We start from the raw sequence: 14,398 nt of genomic DNA on the forward strand, positions 1-14,398 counted from the left end.
TCGATGAGGGTCTTCAGACTGTCGTGCAGTCCTGGACGTCCGGGATGTCGTGGGTGGAGATCTTCCACATGTCGTCGTCGAAGACGGCGCCGTAGATGTGCGCGACCGGGTGACCGGGGTTGTACAGGGCCCCGGTGAGGGAGTTCCCCGCGGCATCGCTGACCTCGATGTCGGAGACATCGATGCAGACCTTGAACGTGATGCTCGCCGGGGTGGCCGAGAGGTCGATCTCGCTACTGGATACGCTGGTGACCTTCGCCTCGCCGCTCTGCACGTAGCCGAGGTCGTACTGTTCGCGGGCTTTGGCCTGAAGTTCGCCGAGCACCCAACCGGTGGTGATCTGCTCCAGACCGACCGCGGAGCCGTCCCCGCGCTGCGCGATCTCGTCGGTCGCCGCGACGACGGCGTCGATCGCGTCCGTCGCACGCTGGATCTCGGCATCCTCGTCGGAGCCGAGCGGGCCGACGGCGGGCGCCGAGATGCTCGACAGCGGGTCCTCGGAGACGTTGTCCTCGTCTGCGGGGTCCGTCTCCGCGATAAGGGCATCGTCGTCCGATCCCTGCGGGTTCATCAGCATCGGCGCGACGAGTGCGATGCCGGCCCCGACAGCGAGAACAGCGAGCAATCCGCCGATGAGTGGAAGCAGACGGCGCTGCCGGCCGGTGGCCACCGCAACGTCGCCTTCCGGAGTCTCCATCAGTACGCCCCCTTCGGCTGGACCATCGCTCGGGCGGTGCGCCACATGATCTGCAGGTCGTTGATGACCGACCAGTTCTCGACGTATCGCAGGTCGAGGCGCACGCTCTCGTCCCAGGAGAGGTCGCTGCGGCCGGAGACCTGCCAGAGGCCCGTGATGCCGGGCTTGATGTAGAGCCGGCGGAACACCGTGCCGTCGTATGCGGTAACCTCGCTGGGCAGCGGCGGGCGCGGCCCGACGACGCTCATGTCGCCGACAAGCACGTTCCAGAACTGCGGCAGTTCATCGAGGGAGAGCTTGCGCAGCACTCGGCCGACACGGGTGACCCGGGGGTCGTCCTTCATCTTGAACAGCAGACCCGATCCCTGGTTCTGCTCCTTCAACGCGGCGAGCTGCTGCTCGGCATCCGTCTTCATGGAGCGGAACTTCACCATGCGGAACGAGCGTCCGTCGCGCCCGATGCGCTCCTGGAAGAAGAACACCGGGCCGGGGGAGTCGATCATGATCAGCACAGCGAGCACGGGCGTGAGCAGGGCGATCGGGATGAGCGCCAGACCCGAGACGACGACATCGAGCGCTCGCTTGAGCACGTGCATGCCGCCCTCGTACGTCGGGATCTTCACCTGGATCAGCGGCAGACCGTCGACCTGGCGCAGCGAGATGCGCGGGCCCGCCACATCGGCGAGACGACTCGAGAGCACGAGCTCGGCGGCCGTCCCCTCCAGCTGCCAGCTCAGCCGCTTGACGAAGTCGGCCTCGCCCTCGGGGCGGCTCGCGACGATGATCGTGTCGGCGCCGATCTCCTCGGCCACGACGGCCACGTTCTCGACGTTGCCGAGGACGGCATAGCGGGCGCCGTCGACGGTGATCTCGCGCGCGTTGCGGTCCAGCAGCGTCGTCCCCACGACGTTGTAGCCGTTCTCGCCGCTCGTGCGCAGAGAGCTGATGACGTACTCGACGTCGTCGCCGTCCCCGACCACGAGGGTGCGCGATGCGTAGGAGCCCTCGAGACGCCTCCGCTGCAGCCAACGTCGCCAACTCCACCGCGCGACGAGGAGCCCCAGCATCCCGGTCGGCAGTGCGATGACGAGCAGGGGCCGCAGGCCGTCCCACTCCGCGAGGATTCCTACGATCGCGACGCTCCCGAAGGCGAGGCCGCAGGCGTGCGCGACGCGTCGGTACTCGGTGGCGCCCGAGCCGAAGATCGTCGCGCAGCGCGTATTCAGCGCCGACAGCATGACCAGCAGCGTGATGCTGAGCAGGAGCGCCCCGCGGACGATGACCGCCGTCGCGGTCCCGAATGCGGTCGCCTGAACGACCGCCATGAGCACGACGACCGATGCGATCACCGCGGCGTCCGTGGCCCACAGCCGTGTGCGGTAGCGCCGCTCCCACTGCTGTCGACGCTCGAGCGTCGCCGATACGCGCGGTGCCGCCGCCTGCGGCGCTGCCGTCTTCGTCACGCGCGCGACGAACGGCGCGAACGCCGGCGCCGATCGAGTGATCTGCAGCGCATCCTCGACGGATGTCATGCTGCTCTCCGAGCCGTGAGCGTTCGCAGAATTCCCCAGTGCGACATGTGTTCCCCAGTGTTCCCCAGTTCGCGAGCAGACGGCTCGCGGTGATCGTCCGCATACCCGACCCCTCGGGCCCTGGAGCGTCGCCGTGATCCCACATCACGGGAGACTGAGATCCATTCCCACACGGATCTCATTCGCAGCAGGGACTGCGGACTAGCGGTCACTCTATCGGATCTTGACGAGCAACGGAAGATAACTCCCTCGAATGGAAGAAAGTCGTTTCCGCCCTCTTCAGGGCCACCTGAGGTAGACTTGGGGTGCACGTGAGAGATTTGCCGCGATTTCGGCGCCTCGCGATGCCACTGATCAGGGCCGTAAAGGACCGTTCGCACCGACGCGCACGGTATCCGCCCTCGATCTCGAGAACATCGTGGTGCGCTTACGCGCGCCCGCAGAAGCAATGAGCATCAAAACCATGAGCAGTACCACCACCCATTCACCACTGAGCTGGAAGCAGGCCGATCACGACGTCCACGTCGCCACGCGCGACGGCGAGTACGCCGGATTCGTCGAGGTCTCCGGCGACGACCACGTCGTGCACGACAACCGCGGGACCGAGCTCGGTTCGTTCCCGGCCCTCTCCGAAGCCCGCCGGGCGCTCGAGGTGACGCCGCGACGGCGCCCTCGTGGGATCCGTTCCGCACTGCGCCGGAGTCTCTCGCTGGTGCGCCCCTGAGCGACCCCGGTGCGCCGACGTCTCGCGGCGCGCATCGTATGCGCTGCGGCGTATACACCCCGGGTTAGCCTGGGGCAAGCGAACGGCATCCGCCCTTGGCTTTCACAGCTCAAGGGCTCCGGATCCGGGAGACGACATGTCTGCAATCGCCACCGAGACCACCAGTATTCTCGGACCGGTACGTCAGACGTACGCGGGGAACGCCGACTTTCCCCCGATGGCCCGGGCTTACAAGAACGTGTCGCAGGTCATCAAGGAGATGGGGCTGCTGCAGCGCACCCACTGGTTCTACCTGCTCACGGGCATCGGCATCCTGCTGGCACTCGGCGGATGCATCACCGGGTTCATCCTGCTCGGCGACAGCTGGTTCCAGCTGCTCATCGCCGGAGCCCTTGCGATCGTCTTCACCCAGATCGCGTTCGTCGGGCATGAGGCCGCTCACCGGCAGGTGCTGTCCTCGGGGCCGGCGAACTTCCGGCTCGCCCGCATCCTCATCGGTCTCGTCGGCATGAGCTACTCCTGGTGGGACAACAAGCACACCAAGCACCACGGCAACCCGAACCAGGTCGGCAAGGACCCCGACATCGCGGTCGACACGATCTCGTTCCTCGACGAGGATGCCGCGAAGTCGCGCGGCCTGATCCGCCTCATCACCCGCAAGCAGGGGTGGCTGTTCTTCCCCCTCCTGACGCTCGAGGGCCTCAACCTGCACTACCAGGGGCTGAAGTACCTGTGCACGAAGCCCGGCGTCGGCGGGCGCTGGATCGAACTGACGATCATCATCCTGCGCATGGCCGCGCTGATCGTGCCGGTCTTCCTCCTGCTGCCCCTCGGCATGGCCTTCGCCTTCCTCGGCGTGCAGTTCGCCGTGTTCGGCGTGTACATGGGGGCATCTTTCGCCCCCAATCACAAGGGCATGCCGATCATCGAGCCCGGCGCCCGTCTCGACTTCTTCACCAAGCAGGTGCGCACCTCGCGCAACATCTCCGGCGGCTGGTGGGTCACAGTCTTCATGGGCGGACTGAACTACCAGGTCGAGCACCATCTCTTCCCGAGCATGGCCCGCCCGCACCTCGCGAAGGCCCGCGACGTGGTGCGCGAGTACTGCCTGGCGAACGACGTCCCCTACACCGAGACGTCTCTCATCCGCTCCTACGCGATCGTCATCGAATACTTGAACCGCGTCGGTCTTGCCGCCGCTGATCCCTTCGACTGCCCCGCCGCGGCGCAGTTCGGGCGCTGACTGACTCCGCTCGCTGCGATCTGAGGCGACGCGTCAGCGTCGCACGCGGGCGCGGGATTTCGAGACTGTCCCGAGGGTCGCGCGCAACGGCGTGCCGAGGTAGAGGCCGAGGGATGCTCCGGCTGCCAGACCGATGCCGATCGAGCCCGCGAGGATCAGCGGGCCGATGCCGCCCACCATCAGTTCTGCCGTGCCGTCCGAGTCGACGACGCCCAGGAGACCGCGGAAGACCGCGGTTCCGGGAACGAGCGGCACGATCGCCGCTGTCGTCACCGCGACCGACGGTACATGCAGGTTGCGGGCGACGAGAATGCCGAGGAAGCTCGCCAGCAGTGCTCCGATGCCGCTCGCTGCCGCCGGGTGCAGATCGAAGCCGAGAGCCGTGCTGTAGGAGAGCATCGCGACGGTGCTCAGCAGCGCGCTGATGACGATGATGCGCATGCCGGATCCGTTGAAGACGGCGACGGCGACGGCGATGATGATCGCGCCGAGGATCTGCTCGGGGACCGTCCCGAAGGGGATCGCGTCCTTCGGCAGGGGGATCGTGAGGTTCACCAGGCGGGCGAGCTCCAGGCCGATGAGGATGCCGAGCACCACGCCGAGGGTCTGCATCGTGACATCGAGGATGCGGCCGAGGGCCGTGAGCGCGAAGCCGTCGATCGCATCCTGCGCGGCGGCGACGACCGTCAGCCCCGAGAGCATGAGCACGATTCCAGAGGCCACGAGGATCGCCGGGTTCACCTCGGCGAACGGCGGGAACCCGAGATCGCTGATCGCCGAGACGACGGCGGCCACCGCCGTGATGACGAACGCGCCGACGATCTGGCTGAAGAACAGAGGGACTTGGAGACGGCGCAGACCCGCCTGCGCGTAGGCGGCGCCGAGGGCCGCGAGGAAGCTGAGCGCGATCGTGATGGGCGGTGCCGCATAGAGCACGGCGACGCCGATCGCGAGGGCGGCGAGGGCGAATGTCACAACCGTCGGACGGTACATGAAAGGCACGCGCCGGATCGCTCGGAACGTGCTGCGCGCCTCGCCCAGATCCATGCCGGACTGGATATCGGCGAACAGGGCCTGCAAGCGCTGCAGTTTCGCGTGATCCGGAGACGCGGTCCGTACGACGCGCATGAGGGTCGTCGGCCAGTCCTCTTCACTGCGGTGGTACGAGACGCTGATCGCGTCGTACGTCACCTCGACGTGCACCCCCGACAGGCCATAGACCTTCGCGACTCGGGTGATCGCGAACGTGACATCGTGCGCGGATGCTCCGACCGCGAACATCGACTCGCCCAGACGCAGCGCCAGATCGAGGATCTTCACCGTGATCGTCTCGCCGAGAACCGGCTGGATCTCGGTCATCGCGACCTGGGCGGGGTCGGTGCTGATGACTCGTCGGAGCGAGCTCAGGAAGCGGGATGGACGGTCGGATGCCATTGATCCATTGTCCGTCTTTCTCCTGCTCGGATGCTTCACGACGGGGCGTGTGCGGCGTGTCCGAGGGCGTCGGCGAGGTCGATGATCGCGGTCGCGTTCTCGGCGGGAACGGCGACGAGCGCGCACGCGTCCGACTCCTCCTCGAGGCGGATCAGCGTCAGCCCGTGAGGTGCGAGGATTCCATCGGCGAGAGCGATCGCGGCATCCAGGTCGTCCTCGTCGTTGACAGGGGACAGATCGATTCCCGCGCGGAAGACGCGAGGCAGCGCCGGCAGAGCATCGGCCAGCTCCATGCCCGTGTCGTCGCTTTCGAGGTAGGCGAGCGCGCCGGCGTCGTCGAGCCCGCCGATGAGCGCCTCCCAGCGCTCGTCCTCGTCTGCGTCGTGCACGGCGGGCGCGAGCTCGGGGTCGTCGTCGAGTAGATCGCACAGCCGGGTCCAGTCCGCGATGTCGTCGCTCATGGCGCCTCCCAGAAGATCGGATGCTGGCGCCCAGCGTATCGCGCGGACCTGATCAGCGGCACGTCCCGAAGCGGTGCTCACGTGCGGCGAACCGGGTGCCGTGGTCCGAGTCAGAAGGGCGATCCCGCCAGCTCAGCCCGCAGTATCCGGGTGCCCTCCACGAGCGCGCGCATCTTCGCATCGGCGACGGTGCGCGACAGCGGCGCCATGCCGCAGTTCGTGCTCGGGTACAGCTTGTCGGCGTCGACGTAGGGGAGGGCGCTGCGCAGGACCGCCGCGACCTCTTCGGGCGTCTCGACCGCATCGGTGGCGACGTCGATCGCCCCGAGCATGATCTTCTTGCCGCGCAGCAGCCCGATCAGCTCGATCGGCACATGCGAGTTGCGGCTCTCCAGCGAGACGATGTCGATGGAGGACTGCTGCAGGCGCGGGAAGAACTCCTCGTACTGGCGCCACTCCTCGCCGAGCGTCTCCTTCCACGCGTTGTTCGCCTCGATGCCGTAGCCGTAGCAGATGTGCACGACCGTCTCGCAGCGCAGTCCCTCTGTCGCACGCTCGAGGGCGGCGACGCCCCAGTCGCGCACATCGTCGAAGAAGACGTTGAACGCGGGCTCGTCGAACTGGATGATGTCGACGCCGGCGGCCTCAAGCTCGCGGGCCTCCTCATTGAGGATCCGTGCGAACTCCCACGCGAGCTTCTCGCGGCTGCCGTAGTGCTTGTCGGCGAGGGTGTCGATCATCGTCATGGGGCCGGGGAGCGCCCACTTGATCGGAAGATCGGTCTGCGCGCGGAGCGCCCGCGCGTCATCGACGAACACGGGCTTCGTCCGCTCGACGGGCCCGACGACCGTCGGGACGCTCGCGTCGTACCGATCCCGGATGCGCACCGTCTCACGGTTCGTGAAATCGACTCCGCTGAGATGCTCGATGAACGTCGTGACGAAATGCTGGCGGGTCTGCTCGCCGTCGCTGATGATGTCGAGTCCGGCGAGGCTCTGTTCCGCCGCGGCGAGAGCCAGAGCATCCATCCTGCCCTCGGCGAGAGCCGGGCCCTTGAGGCGCCACGGAGACCACAGCTTCTCGGGTTCTGCAAGCCAGGACGGCTTGGGCAGGCTGCCCACGATCGATGTGGGAAGGAGTGCGTTCATCGGCGGTTGCATCTTTCGAGTCTCGTGCGATCAGATGGCTCGGGCCGTGGCCCACTCGGCGAGGATCTCGCGGTTCGGCGTCATGAAGTGCTCCTCGACGAAGCGCCCCTGCTCGACACCGAGTCGGCTGCGCTCCTCCCGGTCGTAGACGATCCCGGTCGGGGTGAAATCGGGGTTCTCGAGTGCGGCGCGATAGATGTCGCCGGCGACGGATGCCGCGTTGTAGACCTCGGGACGGTAGATCTTCTGGAAGGTCTCCATGGTGGCGATCGTGCCGATGAGCGCCAGGTCGGAGTAGTCGGCGACGAGATCGCCCTCGAAGTAGAAGGCGAGGGGAGCGACGGAGCCTGCAGGCATGAAGTACCGCACCTGCAGCCCCATCTTCGCGAAGTACCGGTCGGTCATCGAGTACTCGCTCTGGCGGTACTCGACGCCGAGGATCGGATGCCGGTACCCGGTGCTCCGGTAGGTCTTGCTCGTCGAGACGCTGATGCAGATGACCGGTGCCTGCGCGAACCGCTCGCGGTACGCGGCCGACTCGACGAAGTGCCGGAAGAGCTTGCCGTGCAGGTCGCCGAAGTCCTCGGGGGCGCCGGGGGCCGCGGCATCCGCGTTGTGCTCGGGCAGCACCACGCTGAAGTCGTAGTCGCGAACGTAGGAGGAGAAGTTGTTGCCGGTGATGCCGGGGATGCGCTCGCCGGTGGCCCGGTCGACGATCGTGACGTCGAGCATCTCGATGAGCGGGACGCCGGCGTCGGTCTGTGCGGCGTCCAGGTGCACGTCGGCCGAGACGATGTCGAGCTCGACGCGGTAGCGGTCGCCGTTCGGGTTCTCTGCCGATGCGAGGGCATTGCACCGGGCATCCATCATCTCCAGCGCGTTCAGGAGGTTCTGCCGGCGGCCATCGCCGCGCGCCAGATTCGCGAAGTTCGTGGTCGCGCGGGACCCCGCCGATGGACAGTAGTCCGCATCGAAGCGGGTGGTGCTGATGCTGAATGTGAACTCGGTAGCCATGATGAGCCGGTGCCCTGTTCCTTGACGTCGGACCGTGAGGAGGGTTCCCTCATCGGTCGGGCCAGTCTAAGAACGAGCGCCAGTCATAGTTTCATCAGTATCTTTCGGAGTGAAAGATAGGTGGATACTATGGCAAGAGTTCGACGCCGAATTCAGCGACCACGTCGCGCATCTCGGCCACGAAGCGCTCGGCCTGCCCGGTGAGCGGCATGGATCCATGGCCGATCCAGCCGATCTCGATCCGCTCGTCGATGTCGAGCGGCACGGATACGATCGACGGGTCGAGGTCGTCCGAGATGATGCCGGTGGAGATCGTGTACCCGCCGAGACCGATCATGAGGTTGAAGATCGTGGCGCGGTCACTCACCCGGATGTCCTGCTTCGACGAACGCGTCGACAGGAGCTCCTCGGCGAAATAGAACGAGTTGTTCGCGCCCTGGTCGAAGGTGAGCCGCGGGAGGTCCTCGAGATCGTCGAGGGTGACCTGCGCGCGCTCAGCGAGCGGGTTCGTGCGGGCGATGAAGATGTGGGGCGTCGCCAGGAACATCGGCGTGAACGCCAGCCCCGACTCTCGGAGCAGTTTGTCGATCACATCCCGGTTGAAGTCATTGCGGTACAGCACGCCGATCTCGCTGCGGAGCGTGCGGACATCCTCGATGATCTCCCACGTTCGGGTCTCGCGGAGGCTGAAGGCATACTCCGCGGCATCCGACGCCTTCACCATGCGCACGAAGGCGTCGACGACGAACGAGTAGTGCTGCGCCGAGATGCCGAGCAGTCGGCGAGAGGGAGCCCGCCCGAGGTAACGCTGCTCGAGGAGCTCGGCCTGCTCGACGACCTGGCGGGCGTAACGGAGGAACTCCGTGCCCTCCTCGGTGAGCGTGACGCCGCGCACAGAACGATGGAAGAGCGCCTGACCGACCCGCTGCTCGAGATCTTTCATCGCGGTCGACATCGTCGGCTGCGACACGAACAGCAGCTCGGCAGCCGCGGTGATGGAACCCTCGGCCGCGATCTCGATGAAGTACCGCAGCTGCTGCAGGGTGATTCCGCTCGCCGTCGCGCCCCGTGCCATCGTCGTAGCCTATCGGGGCTGTCGGGTGATCTAGTGTGGTGGGGTGTCGATCGATCGTTCCCGCATCCGGGTCAAGGCCATGCTCATCGCGCCGAACGCCGACGGGACCGCGCATGCGGTCAGCCGCAACACCCCGACGATCGAGAATCCGCGCGGGTATCACCGGCTGATCGGCGGAAGCGTCGAGCTCAGCGAGACGCATCGAGAGGCCGTGCTGCGTGAAGTCGATGAGGAACTCGGTGCGACCGTGCATGAGTTGCGCCATCTCGGCGTGCTGGAGAACATCTTCGAGATCGACGGCGTCTTCGGGCACGAGATCGTCTTCGTCTACATCGGGCGCCTCGACCCCGCGCCGGCGCAGGTCGGCGCGACCCTCATGGAGAGCGACGGCAGCATCGTGCCGGTCGAATGGAGAGCGTTCGACGAGGATGCGGATGCTTTGCCGCTGTATCCGGCCGGGGCGCTGGAGCTGATCGGAGTCGGCCGCTAAGTCTCTCGGGCTCGACCAGCGCGTTTCGTCTCGCGTTGTCCACTCAACGACCACGGAAGCGATCGGAATGGGGCAAAGCAAAACCCCCGCCATGTAGAAGCTAGGCGAGGGTTTCTGGAACCGTTGTAACGACGGTTCTTGTGGCTCCGACGGGCGTCGATCCCGTGACCTCACGATTTTCAGTCAGATTTGAGGTTCATGTTCTGGGAGTGGCAGTGCTCACAGGCGTGGAATTGCGGTGATCTGTGTGATCGACGTGATCACTCGAATCGCTGTCTGCATACGCAGTTGTGGTCAATTCGTGGTCAAGGTGGTCGTCCGGGAGCTGGAAACCGTGAGCGCGCAGAAAATCGGCCATACGCCGCAGCTCTGACGCAGCTTCGGCAGCTCGACGCCGAAGAAGCGAAAGATCGTTGGAACCCGGAAACTGCCCGTTGATCCGCACCGCATGCTTGAGCTGCTGTAGCTGGTGCTCCGTGAAACGGCGTTGCATCTCGTAGCCGCGCAGCGCGAGAAGCGCTCCAGTCTCTTCAGGGTCCCCGACTTTGAGATTCATCAGGATCGGATGGCCTTCGAACGGTAGCGAGAGCCACTCCAGGAATTCGACCCCAGACATAGTGGCGATGCCTTCGCTGACACCGGGAATCTCGGTTCGGTCGTAGGGACGGAGATAGTCCACGAGGAGCAGTTGAGGGGCAGCGTCAAGCGCCCGTGACAACTCCAGAAGCTCGACGACCGTGAGGTCGAGCTTCCGGCCGATCTCGACGTTGTTGATCACCTTGGCCGTCAACCGTGCATTTGGGATCGCTTCAGCAAGCTCACGGGCGGACCGGTAGCCACGACGTATTCGTAGCTCTCTCACCCGGTCACCGATCGTGCGAGCGAACGAGTCTTTCCCCGATTCGGACCAAACCATGCGTCCATCGTGTCTAGAACCTCAGACATTGTCATCGTCGACTCAGGTGCTCACATCCGACGAGCACGACGACACGGAGGGAACATGATCATGGAAGAGTCTTTGCTCACACCAGCGCAGGTAGCCGAGATGACCGGACTGACGACCGGGGCGCTGGCGCAGCTGCGCTATCTCAACCGCGGTCCCGAGTTCTACCGGCTCGGCCCGCGCACGATTCGCTACGCGCGCTCTGAGGTGCAGGAATGGATCCGCGAGAGCCGCGCTTCCACAGTCGGACGGTGATCCCGTGACTTCCGGTCTCATAAAGCTGGCGGAAGCGCTCAACGCCACGCAGGTAGCGATCCGCAGGTACTGCGTTCTTCCGAATGCGGCTGCCTACGACGCCGTGACGCTGTGGGCCGCCGCATCTCACGTAGTGCCGGCCCTTGACGTTGCCCCTCGGCTGGTCATCCGGTCCGCAGAGAAACGATCCGGCAAGACACGCCTACTCGAAGTGCTCAGCCTTCTCGTCAACGACCCGGTCCGTTTCGCTGACGTGAGCGTGCCATACCTCTTCCGTCGGATCGAGAAGGCGGGGGAGGCCCCACCGACGCTCTTGCTGGATGAGGCCGATGCCATCTTCTCCGCGGGCCGACCGAGCGAACGTTCGGAGGCTCTACGCGGCATCCTGAACACCGGGTTTCAGCGCGGCTTCGTGTACGGGAGAGTCGAGAAGCCGAACAACCAGCTGAAGGAGTATCGCGTCTTCGCACTCGCAGCGATCGCTTCGATCGGTGCTCTCCCGGATACCATCGAAGATCGGGCCATCGTCCTCACGATGAGGCGACGAACCGGCGCAGAACCGGTCGAGCAGTTCCGGCTGCGTGACGCCGGTGAATACCTCGCAGGAGTTCGTCACCGACTGCACGAACTCCTGGTAGATCGTGCCGACGAGGTTGCGGGCGTTCGGCCGGAGCTTCCCGTCGAAGACCGCGCAGCCGACCTGTGGGAGCCGCTTGTCGCGGTGGCTCATCTCGCGGGCGATGACTGGATCAACAGAGCGTGGGCGGCGGCGATCACAATCGTGGAGCAAGCGCGCGAAGATGAGAGCACCGCGAACACCGGCTTGATGCTGCTGGAGGCCACACGCGATGTCCTTCATTCCTACTCAGACGGCGCGTGGATCGGCAGCGGTAAACTCCTGGATGCTCTCGCCCGTAACCCTGAATATCGAGAGCTCATGAGCACGCTCGGTGTCGCCGGGATGGCCCGGGTGCTGAGGCCCTACGGGGTGCGGCCGCTGAACCATCGCCAAGGCGAGAATGTGCGCAAGGGGTACCGGCTCGCCGACCTTCGAGATGCGTGGATGCGCTATCTCCCGTCTGCACAATCGCCCGCTACAGGCGCTACACCGCTACATCCCCGCGATAACGGCATAACAGAACAAAGCGATGCCGCTACGCGCCCGCTACGCCTCGCTACCGGGGGAGGGCAAAGGGATGCGGAGCATCGCGCGGCAGATACCGGCTCCCGCATCGAGGAGGTTCCTCGTGCTCGTGCTTGAAACCTGCGGAGCAAGCTATACGGTTAGGGCCCCTAACCTGCTTTTCGATCCCGCTGCCGTGGCCTGCGAGTCGCTGCGCTGGGCGGTGATGACCAAGTGAGCGCGGGGCGGCGAAGGACAAACACATCCGAGGCGCGTGCGATCGTTCACAAGGTGCGTGTCAACGACGGTGAGGAAGCGGCGCTGATTGCGCGAGCCTCTGAGCAAGGCGTGACCGTCGCACGACTCTTGGTGGAGTCGGCGCTGGCGGACGGCGGGGGAGAAACGCGCGCGGAGCGCGAGAACACCCTCAGGCTTTACTTTCGAATCGAACGATTACTCGCAAATGTGGCGAACAATGTCAACCAGATCGCGAAGGTCGCGAATACCACTGGCGCCATCGATATCGGCGAGCTGCGTGCGCATCTCCGCGGAGCGCGTCAGGTTTACGACGATCTCGAAGAGTTGATCAGTCGGAGTGCGCCCTAATGGGCAACCCGAGTCAGCGTAAGGTCGCGTTCTACATCGACCGGGAGCTTGACGCTCGCATGCGTGCAGCGATGCTCCACACGATGGCCGTAGAAGGCCACCGCTCGCTGTCCGAGTTCCTCAGTCGTGCAGTGCTGTACGAGACGGTGCGGTTGGAAGCTCGACACAACGACGGGGACCAGTTCACTCGGATGTCAGAGGTGCGGATCCCGAGAGGGCGACCACTGGAGCACCATAGTCGCGATGACGGGCGTTGAACACTTCCTCGTAGACGCCATCCTCGATGAGCCCGCGACGTCTGGCATCGCTTACCTCGGACCAGGTGCCCGGGCGGTCGACAATCAGTGAGTCATAGCCGTCCGTCTGGCCCCCCTTGACGTACGGGAACCGGGTGAGCTCGTCAACGAGCTGCGGGCGATTGAGGAAGCCGGCGGCGTAGCGCTGGCAGATCTCGTACGGCGTCGCACCCGAGAATCCCTCGACCGGCATCGTCACCTTCGCTGCGGTGCGCAGCGCACTGAGCACGGACGGCTGGGCGATCCCGAGCCACTTGGCGATCTCTCGCTGGCTGTGTCGATGCTGGTCAAGTCGTCGCAGCTCGCGTCGGTAGTCCAGCTCGTCCATCTCTTTCCGGTGCCGCGCGCGCACCGCCGCGCGTGCCCATTCCGGAACCTCCGTGAAGACCATACCGATCACCCCGATAGATGATCCTATCAGTGGCGGGAGGGCGCTATCGTACGAGTGCTCGTCGCACGCTAGAAGTTCCGACTCCGAGCACACGCCCGATGCTCGCCCAGCTCAGCTGCTCGGCCCGCATGCGCTCGGCCTCCGCGATCCGCTCGGGCGTCATCACGCTCGGCCGGCCGCCGACGCGGCCCTGACTGCGCGCGTAGTCGAGCCCGCGTAGCGTGTTCTCTCGGATGGTGTCGACGCGGAGCTGCGCGAACACGGCGACGATGCCGTAGAGGGCTCGGCCCATCGGTGTGGTTGTGTCGATCATGGGCTCGGTGAGGCTGATCAGGTTCACGTGGCGGGCGTCGAGGTTCTGCAACGTCTCGATCAGGATGCGCTCACTGCCGGCGAGGCGGTCGAGCCGGCGCACTTTGAGCGTGTCTCCCGGCCGGAGATAGTCGAGGCAGGCGAGCCACTGCGGGCGATCTGAGACGCGGCTGGATTCGCCGTGGTCGACGAACACTCGTTCGCAGCCGGCGGCGCGCAGCTCGGCCTCCTGCGCGTCGGGATTCTGCTCGCGCTTGGAGACTCGGGCGTAACCGATTTCGTGTGCCATGCCGAAAACGGTACCGTCCGGATTTCGGACCGATTCGGTTTCGGCAGGGGGTTTCGGCGGGCTCAATCTCGGCGTGTCGTGGAGTGTGGAGTTGATCGCTCTTTGGCGGTTCTCTGTGGGCGTTATTTGTCCGGTGAGCATGCGCGGCGGCCAACGCCTACCGCTCCAGAACAGTTGTTCGTCCGGCAGGCACATTCCGTCAATGAGCGATCCGCGGCCTAGGTTTGGTCTATGAGTGGACACGGGAGCAACCAAGCGCATTTCGATCAGTCCGAGGTTGGACCTTCGTGTCGCGCGTCAGACTATGTGGCAGGGGTAGTTAGTTGCGGAAGCAGCGCCCCTGATTGAAAGGTCTGAACATGAGT

Annotated in this window: 17 protein-coding genes; 7 read left to right on the forward strand and 10 right to left on the reverse strand. The window is 65.4% G+C overall.

The window, feature by feature from the left end; translation table 11 throughout:
• Window positions 1-13: 13 nt before the first annotated feature.
• Window positions 14-697, reverse strand: coding sequence for a hypothetical protein (locus ACWAUG_RS10930; protein ID WP_460802428.1), 684 nt, complete (start codon window positions 695-697; stop codon window positions 14-16).
• Window positions 697-2,229 carry a sugar transferase gene (locus ACWAUG_RS10935; RefSeq protein WP_460802429.1) on the reverse strand — a complete coding sequence of 511 codons (1,533 nt, stop codon included), beginning with the start codon at window positions 2,227-2,229 and terminating at the stop codon, window positions 697-699. Before ACWAUG_RS10935 ends, ACWAUG_RS10930 begins: the two co-directional genes overlap by 1 nt.
• 463 nt (window positions 2,230-2,692) lie before the next feature.
• Here ACWAUG_RS10935 and ACWAUG_RS10940 point away from each other — a divergent pair, with 463 nt between their 5' ends.
• Both ACWAUG_RS10940 and ACWAUG_RS10945 read left to right on the forward strand, forming a co-directional pair.
• Window positions 2,693-2,953, forward strand: a complete 261-nt coding sequence (locus ACWAUG_RS10940; RefSeq protein ID WP_460802430.1) for a hypothetical protein — start codon at window positions 2,693-2,695, stop codon at window positions 2,951-2,953.
• Between the two features lie 136 nt (window positions 2,954-3,089).
• On the forward strand, window positions 3,090-4,196 hold the full coding sequence (locus ACWAUG_RS10945) for a fatty acid desaturase family protein (protein ID WP_460802432.1): 1,107 nt from the start codon (window positions 3,090-3,092) through the stop codon (window positions 4,194-4,196).
• A gap of 33 nt (window positions 4,197-4,229) precedes the next feature.
• Here ACWAUG_RS10945 and ACWAUG_RS10950 read toward each other — a convergent pair whose 3' ends face one another.
• The 5 genes from ACWAUG_RS10950 to ACWAUG_RS10970 form a co-directional block, all read right to left on the reverse strand.
• Window positions 4,230-5,630: a threonine/serine exporter family protein gene (locus ACWAUG_RS10950; RefSeq protein WP_460802433.1), complete on the reverse strand. Its 1,401-nt coding sequence runs from the start codon at window positions 5,628-5,630 to the stop codon at window positions 4,230-4,232.
• Window positions 5,631-5,665: 35 nt separating this feature from the next.
• Entirely contained in the window at window positions 5,666-6,091 is a 426-nt protein-coding gene (locus ACWAUG_RS10955; protein WP_298040019.1) for a DUF6630 family protein, read from the reverse strand.
• Between the two features lie 110 nt (window positions 6,092-6,201).
• Complete coding sequence (locus ACWAUG_RS10960; protein WP_460802434.1) at window positions 6,202-7,239, reverse strand: methionine synthase; 1,038 nt, start codon at window positions 7,237-7,239, stop codon at window positions 6,202-6,204.
• A gap of 30 nt (window positions 7,240-7,269) precedes the next feature.
• Entirely contained in the window at window positions 7,270-8,253 is a 984-nt protein-coding gene (locus ACWAUG_RS10965) for a putative oxygenase MesX (protein ID WP_460802435.1), read from the reverse strand.
• Window positions 8,254-8,380: 127 nt separating this feature from the next.
• Window positions 8,381-9,328: a LysR family transcriptional regulator gene (locus tag ACWAUG_RS10970; RefSeq protein WP_460802436.1), complete on the reverse strand. Its 948-nt coding sequence runs from the start codon at window positions 9,326-9,328 to the stop codon at window positions 8,381-8,383.
• A 43-nt stretch (window positions 9,329-9,371) separates the two neighbouring features.
• On the opposite strand from ACWAUG_RS10970, the gene ACWAUG_RS10975 reads away from it, so the two are divergent.
• A complete protein-coding gene (locus tag ACWAUG_RS10975; protein WP_460802437.1) occupies window positions 9,372-9,818 on the forward strand; it encodes an NUDIX hydrolase in 447 nt (148 codons plus the stop codon).
• Window positions 9,819-10,014: 196 nt separating this feature from the next.
• On the opposite strand, the gene ACWAUG_RS10980 is transcribed toward ACWAUG_RS10975, so the two are convergent.
• Complete coding sequence (locus ACWAUG_RS10980; protein WP_460802438.1) at window positions 10,015-10,734, reverse strand: helix-turn-helix domain-containing protein; 720 nt, start codon at window positions 10,732-10,734, stop codon at window positions 10,015-10,017.
• 84 nt (window positions 10,735-10,818) lie between these two features.
• On the opposite strand from ACWAUG_RS10980, the gene ACWAUG_RS10985 reads away from it, so the two are divergent.
• The 4 genes from ACWAUG_RS10985 to ACWAUG_RS11000 all read left to right on the forward strand — a co-directional run bounded on the left by ACWAUG_RS10985 (window position 10,819) and on the right by ACWAUG_RS11000 (window position 13,002).
• A complete protein-coding gene (locus tag ACWAUG_RS10985; RefSeq protein WP_460802439.1) occupies window positions 10,819-11,016 on the forward strand; it encodes a helix-turn-helix transcriptional regulator in 198 nt (65 codons plus the stop codon).
• Window positions 11,017-11,020: 4 nt separating this feature from the next.
• On the forward strand, window positions 11,021-12,277 hold the full coding sequence (locus ACWAUG_RS10990; protein ID WP_460802440.1) for a DUF3631 domain-containing protein: 1,257 nt from the start codon (window positions 11,021-11,023) through the stop codon (window positions 12,275-12,277).
• 153 nt (window positions 12,278-12,430) lie between these two features.
• Complete coding sequence (locus tag ACWAUG_RS10995; protein WP_460802441.1) at window positions 12,431-12,745, forward strand: MobC domain-containing protein; 315 nt, start codon at window positions 12,431-12,433, stop codon at window positions 12,743-12,745.
• Between the two features lie 59 nt (window positions 12,746-12,804).
• Window positions 12,805-13,002, forward strand: a complete 198-nt coding sequence (locus tag ACWAUG_RS11000; RefSeq protein WP_460802443.1) for a ParB family protein — start codon at window positions 12,805-12,807, stop codon at window positions 13,000-13,002.
• On the opposite strand, the gene ACWAUG_RS11005 is transcribed toward ACWAUG_RS11000, so the two are convergent.
• Both ACWAUG_RS11005 and ACWAUG_RS11010 read right to left on the reverse strand, forming a co-directional pair.
• A complete protein-coding gene (locus ACWAUG_RS11005; protein WP_460802444.1) occupies window positions 12,929-13,432 on the reverse strand; it encodes a hypothetical protein in 504 nt (167 codons plus the stop codon). The two genes, ACWAUG_RS11000 and ACWAUG_RS11005, sit on opposite strands and share 74 nt — an antisense overlap.
• A gap of 43 nt (window positions 13,433-13,475) precedes the next feature.
• On the reverse strand, window positions 13,476-14,033 hold the full coding sequence (locus tag ACWAUG_RS11010; RefSeq protein ID WP_460802442.1) for a recombinase family protein: 558 nt from the start codon (window positions 14,031-14,033) through the stop codon (window positions 13,476-13,478).
• Between the last annotated feature and the right edge of the window lie 365 nt (window positions 14,034-14,398).

It is taken from the genome of Microbacterium sp. GXF6406, from assembly GCF_054798215.1.